Source organism: Psychroflexus aestuariivivens, assembly GCF_004010055.1.
Classification (GTDB): Bacteria; Bacteroidota; Bacteroidia; order Flavobacteriales; family Flavobacteriaceae; genus Psychroflexus; species Psychroflexus aestuariivivens.
Map to the genome: position 1 here is coordinate 1 of NZ_RQVT01000016.1, position 4,981 is coordinate 4,981.

At 36.3% G+C, this 4,981-nt stretch carries 5 protein-coding genes and 2 tRNA genes; 6 read left to right on the top strand and 1 reads right to left on the bottom strand.

The window, feature by feature from the left end:
* The first annotated feature begins 396 nt into the window (after positions 1-396).
* From EIG86_RS02895 to EIG86_RS02910, 4 genes are read left to right on the top strand one after another with little or no spacing between them, the layout of a single operon-like run.
* Entirely contained in the window at positions 397-1,098 is a 702-nt protein-coding gene (locus EIG86_RS02895; protein WP_127844648.1) for a MotA/TolQ/ExbB proton channel family protein, read from the top strand.
* Between the two features lie 2 nt (positions 1,099-1,100).
* Positions 1,101-1,493, top strand: a complete 393-nt coding sequence (locus EIG86_RS02900; RefSeq protein WP_127844649.1) for an ExbD/TolR family protein — start codon at positions 1,101-1,103, stop codon at positions 1,491-1,493.
* A gap of 8 nt (positions 1,494-1,501) precedes the next feature.
* Positions 1,502-2,377 carry an energy transducer TonB gene (locus EIG86_RS02905; protein ID WP_127844650.1) on the top strand — a complete coding sequence of 292 codons (876 nt, stop codon included), beginning with the start codon at positions 1,502-1,504 and terminating at the stop codon, positions 2,375-2,377.
* Positions 2,378-2,380: 3 nt separating this feature from the next.
* Positions 2,381-3,598 (top strand): bifunctional folylpolyglutamate synthase/dihydrofolate synthase, encoded by a 1,218-nt coding sequence (locus EIG86_RS02910; protein WP_127844651.1) that lies wholly within the window; start codon positions 2,381-2,383, stop codon positions 3,596-3,598.
* A gap of 133 nt (positions 3,599-3,731) precedes the next feature.
* On the opposite strand, the gene EIG86_RS02915 is transcribed toward EIG86_RS02910, so the two are convergent.
* Positions 3,732-4,454 (bottom strand): Fic family protein, encoded by a 723-nt coding sequence (locus tag EIG86_RS02915; protein WP_127844652.1) that lies wholly within the window; start codon positions 4,452-4,454, stop codon positions 3,732-3,734.
* Positions 4,455-4,659: 205 nt separating this feature from the next.
* Between EIG86_RS02915 and EIG86_RS02920 the strand changes: the two genes are divergently transcribed.
* Together EIG86_RS02920 and EIG86_RS02925 are read left to right on the top strand one after the other, a co-directional pair.
* Positions 4,660-4,734: transfer RNA gene (locus EIG86_RS02920), tRNA-Val, on the top strand.
* 38 nt (positions 4,735-4,772) lie between these two features.
* Positions 4,773-4,847, top strand: a tRNA-Val gene (locus EIG86_RS02925).
* Positions 4,848-4,981: the final 134 nt, after the last annotated feature.

Sequence of the window (4,981 nt, forward strand, 5' to 3'; positions counted from 1 at the left end):
ACTTCGAGTGATTTCAAAAGATTCGATAAGAAGCTATTGAAATAGTATCGAGAAGTTATTCTATCGAAAAACATAAACTTAGTTCTCGATACATTTATTACGCCCTTGCCAGTCGTAATAAACACTCGAACTGACAGCAGGATATTTCAAATTTTTGACTTCAAATTTACACATCTACATCTAATATCTAACTCTCTTCAGCCTAAGCCATAGACCAAATGCAAAAAAGCTAATGGCCAAAACTTTCAAATCATCAGTAAACCAGTTCCAATTTAAAACATCAAACTTTAACATACCTGTTTCCTGAAACAAATCAACTTGAAATCAAAAACTAAAATTTCAAAATAAAATTTATTCCTTACATTAGCGTTTAAAATAGAAATAAAAAAAGACAGCATGTTAACATACTTTGTGCAGCAATCTGCCGAAACCGCTGAAGGCGCAGCAGAAGAGGTTTCAGAAGAAAAAACCCTATCGATTTTAGATTTGTTATTCAGTGGTGGATCCGGGGGAACTATCATTATCATTATCTTGATGGTATTGCTCGCAGCAGCCATGTATATTTATTTTGAACGTTTGTTTGCCATCAAAGCGGCGTCCAAAACCGATAAGAATTTTATGAATCAAATCAAAGACAACGTTTCTGCTGGCAATATTGAAGCTGCAAAAATGCGTTGTGCTCAGGAAAATTCACCAGTGGCGAGATTAACAGATAAAGGGATTTCCAGAATTGGTTCGCCTTTGGAAGATATCAATACAGCCATTGAAAATGCAGGGCGTTTGGAAGTCTATAAACTGGAGAAAAACGTAAGTATTCTCGCAACCATCGCCGGAGCTGCCCCAATGATTGGTTTCTTAGGAACCGTAATTGGTATGGTTTTGGCATTCCATGAATTGGCCACTAGTAGTGGTCAAGCTGAAATGGGTTCTTTGGCAGAAGGAATTTACACAGCAATGACAACGACTGTCGCTGGTTTGATAGTTGGAATTATCGCTTATATCGGTTATAACCATTTGGTTGTGAAAACCGATAAAGTTGTACACCAAATGGAAGCGACTGCCGTAGATTTCCTTGATTTATTAAATGAACCCACTTAATTATGAATTTAAGAGGTCGAAATAAAGTAAGTCCAGAGTTCAGCATGTCTTCCATGACAGATATAGTTTTTCTGTTATTGATTTTTTTCATGCTGACCTCGCCAGTGATTACACCTGAAGCTTTGGATTTAATTTTACCCAAAGCCAAAGGCAAAACTACCAGTCAACAGAACGTGTCGGTGAGTATTACCAAGGATTTGGAATTTTATATCAATGACGAAAAAGTCGCTTCATCTAGAGTGGAAGCTGCGCTAAAATCCAAACTCCGAGGTGTAGAAGATCCGACGATTATTCTGAGAGCAGAAGAAGGTGTGCCTATTGAAAAAGCGGTACGGATTATGGATATTGCCAACCAAAATAAATACAAAATTGTATTAGCGGTCAAACCCAAATAAATTGAATTGTGGCTATATTGAAAACCAAACATGAAAAAAAATCATTTGTGATCACTTCGGTGATTTACATATTGTTTTTCCTATTGATGTTCTTTTTTGGCTTAACCTATATGGATCCGCCAGAAGAGCGTGGTATAGCGGTCAATTTTGGTACAACTGATGTTGGTTCTGGCGATGTACAGCCAACCGAGCCCATCAAAACCTCGCCTCAACAAAATACGCCACCACCACAAGAAGTGGAAGAAACAAGTACAGAAGAAGTCGAAGAAGAAGTCTTGACTCAGGATACTGAAGATGCGCCTGTGATTGAAGATGAAAAGGAAAAGGAAGAAACGCCAGAAGAAGTGACCGAAAAACCTGAAGAAGAGACACAAGAAAAGGTTGAGAAAGTTGAAGAAACTAAACCCGACCCTGAGCCAGAACCGAAACCTGATCCAAAACCTGACCAATCGGTAACCGATGCGATGGAAAGTATGATGAATGGGCCTGAAAATGACGGTGAAGCTGAAGGCGGAGAAGGCGATGACAATCAAGCTGGAGATAAAGGTGATCCAGATGGCGATCCTAATGCCAAAAACTACTATGGTACTGGTAAAGGTCTCGATGGCGATGGCAACTACCGATTGGGAGGGCGAAAAGCTTTGAATAAAGAAAAATTTGTTCAGAAGTGTGACGAGTCAGGTGAAGTGGTCGTTAAAATTGAGGTTGATCGTCAAGGTAATGTTATTCGTGCAACACCTGGCGTTAAAGGCACAACCAATAGCAGCAGTTGTTTGACAGAGCCAGCCAAACGCGCAGCATTGGCCACCAAATTCAATAGTGATCCTGACGCACCATCACGACAAATTGGATTCATCACTTACGTTTTCAAATTATCTGAATAACAAATGACTTACCAAGATACGCTGGATTGGATGTTTCAGCAATTGCCTATGTATCAGCGGCAGGGACAAACAGCTTTCAAAAAAGATTTAACTAATATTCAGGCATTCTGTAAGGTTTTGGATCAGCCACAGGATAATTTCAAAAGCATTCATGTGGGTGGTACCAATGGCAAAGGCTCTGTGAGTCATATGTTGGCTTCTGTGCTTCAATCTGCTGGATATAAAGTCGGTTTGTACACTTCACCACATTTGAAAGATTTCCGAGAACGAATTAAAATCAACGGTTTAGAAATCTCTGAAACTGAAGTTACCGAATTTATCCACCAACACAAATCCTTTTTAGAAAAGCAAAAGTTGTCTTTTTTTGAAATGAGTGTCGGTATGGCTTTCGCCTATTTTGCAAAAGCACAAGTGGACGTAGCGATTATAGAAGTCGGCTTGGGCGGTCGCTTGGATTCTACAAATATCATTTCACCGATATTGTCGGTCATCACGAATATTGGTTTGGATCATACTGCTTTTTTAGGAGAAACTTTAAGTGAAATTGCTGCAGAAAAAGCTGGTATCATAAAAGCAAATATACCTGTAATCATAGGCGAAACGAATAGCGAAACCAAGCCTGTTTTTGAAGCTAAAGCGCTTGAGGTTTCCGCTGAAATTCATTTTGCCAATTCAGAAAAATCAGATTATCAATCTGACCTCATCGGGAATTACCAAACTAAAAATATCAAAACTGTACTCTCAGCAACAGAGCTGTTGAATAAGTCAACTTCATTCAAAATTTCAGAAGCACATATTCGACATGGTTTGCTAAATGTTGTGAAACAAACAAAGCTGAGAGGGCGATGGGAGCAAATAGGTTTTGAGCCAAAAATCATTGCCGATACAGGACATAACAAAGAAGCTTTGATTTATGTCATAGAGCAATTGCTTTCTGAAAAATTCGATGAATTGCATATTGTTTTAGGGGTTGTCAATGATAAAGATTTGAGTCGAATTTTGCCTTTATTTCCCGACACTGCTCATTATTATTTCGCACGACCTGATATTCCAAGAGGTTTAGCCGCTGAAGATTTACAAAATGCAGCATCAAAATACAAATTGAAGGGTGAAGTTTATTCAAGTATAAATTTAGCATTAAACTCAGCTCGATCACAAGCTACAGTCTCAGATTTAATCTATGTCGGCGGAAGTACGTTTACTGTAGCGGAAGTTTTGTAAGGGTTTACAAACAACATAAGTGGGATCTTAAAATGTGTAAGCTTTTCGGCTAAACTTTTAATTTCTAAAAATACATAAACCTTTCATTTCAGTCATAAATTTCGTCATATTGTTGGGCACTGCTTCTATTTTTTTATCTTTCGATTTCAAAATATTTCATTAATTCTGTATAATTATCTTGTGCAGATAGACAGGTATCAACTAAATAGCCTTTTATTTTTGCGTATTCTGTCAAACCTCTGTAATAGTAAAATTTAAATTCATCCTCAATAATAAATGGGACAATATTATTTTTTAAGCATTCTTTGAACATTATAAGTCTTCCAACTCTACCATTTCCGTCTTGAAATGGGTGAATTATCTCAAATTCATAATGAAAATCAATAATATCATAAATTTCAATATTATTTTTTTTATTATAAGTGTTCAACAACTCACTAATGTGTTTTTTTACCTCATTTGGTTTAGATGTTTCAATTTCTCCAACAACATTAGGCTTTGATTTATATGCCCCAACCTTAAACCATTCCTTTTTTGAGTCTGAAGTGTTTAATTTTAATTTTTTATGAAATTTTTTAATGTGTTTTTCTGATAAAGGTTCGTCAGCTATTTTTAGCATATAATCAAAACACTGAAAATGATTCACTGTTTCAATAATATCGTCAATGTTTGTCGTATTTGTTTCTTTTTCAGTAAATAAGGTATTGGTTTCGTAAATGTATCTTGTTTGTTCTTCAGATAATTTACTACCTTCTATTCTGTTGGTGTTGTAAGTAAGTCTTATTTGAGTTTTATGATAAATACCACCTTTTAGATTGCATGATTTTTCTTCTTTTAATGTTTCTAAAAGTTTCATTTTAGTCGATATAATTTAAATAACGAAGATACTTTTTTCTTTTTAAAGTTTTTTGGTTTGTTGTTTTTAAATTTAAACCATTGTTTATCAAGAACTATTCATACATGAATTTTAAGTTTCAGTTTGTGGGTGAAATATGTGAAATAAAAAGTGAAATTTATTTTTGAGAAATAAAAATTAGGTTTATATTTGCAATCCCAATTTAGGGCGATTAGCTCAGCTGGTTCAGAGCACCTCGTTTACACCGAGGGGGTCGGGGGTTCGAACCCCTCATCGCCCACTAACCCTAGCAAATGTTAGGGTTTTTTTATTTAGTTCGGGTCATTAACTCAGTTGGTTCAGAGTGTTACCTTGACAGGGTAGAAGTCACTGGTTCGAATCCAGTATGACCCACATCAAGCAGAAATCCAATACCAAAAGGTATTGGATTTTTCAATTAGACTAAGCCCAAGCTTTGCTTGAAAGCTTAGTCTAATTGAAAAAGACAAAAAATGCGTTAGCGTTTTGGATTTCTATTTGCAGGAGTG

Bases quoted from the DNA above. Each gene is read 5' to 3' on its own strand.
- EIG86_RS02900 (WP_127844649.1), top strand. From the start codon at position 1,101: ATGAATTTAAGAGGTCGAAATAAAGTAAGTCCAGAGTTCAGCATGTCT.
- EIG86_RS02915 (WP_127844652.1), bottom strand. From the start codon at position 4,454: ATGAAACTTTTAGAAACATTAAAAGAAGAAAAATCATGCAATCTAAAA.
- EIG86_RS02895 (WP_127844648.1), top strand. From the start codon at position 397: ATGTTAACATACTTTGTGCAGCAATCTGCCGAAACCGCTGAAGGCGCA.
- EIG86_RS02910 (WP_127844651.1), top strand. From the start codon at position 2,381: ATGACTTACCAAGATACGCTGGATTGGATGTTTCAGCAATTGCCTATG.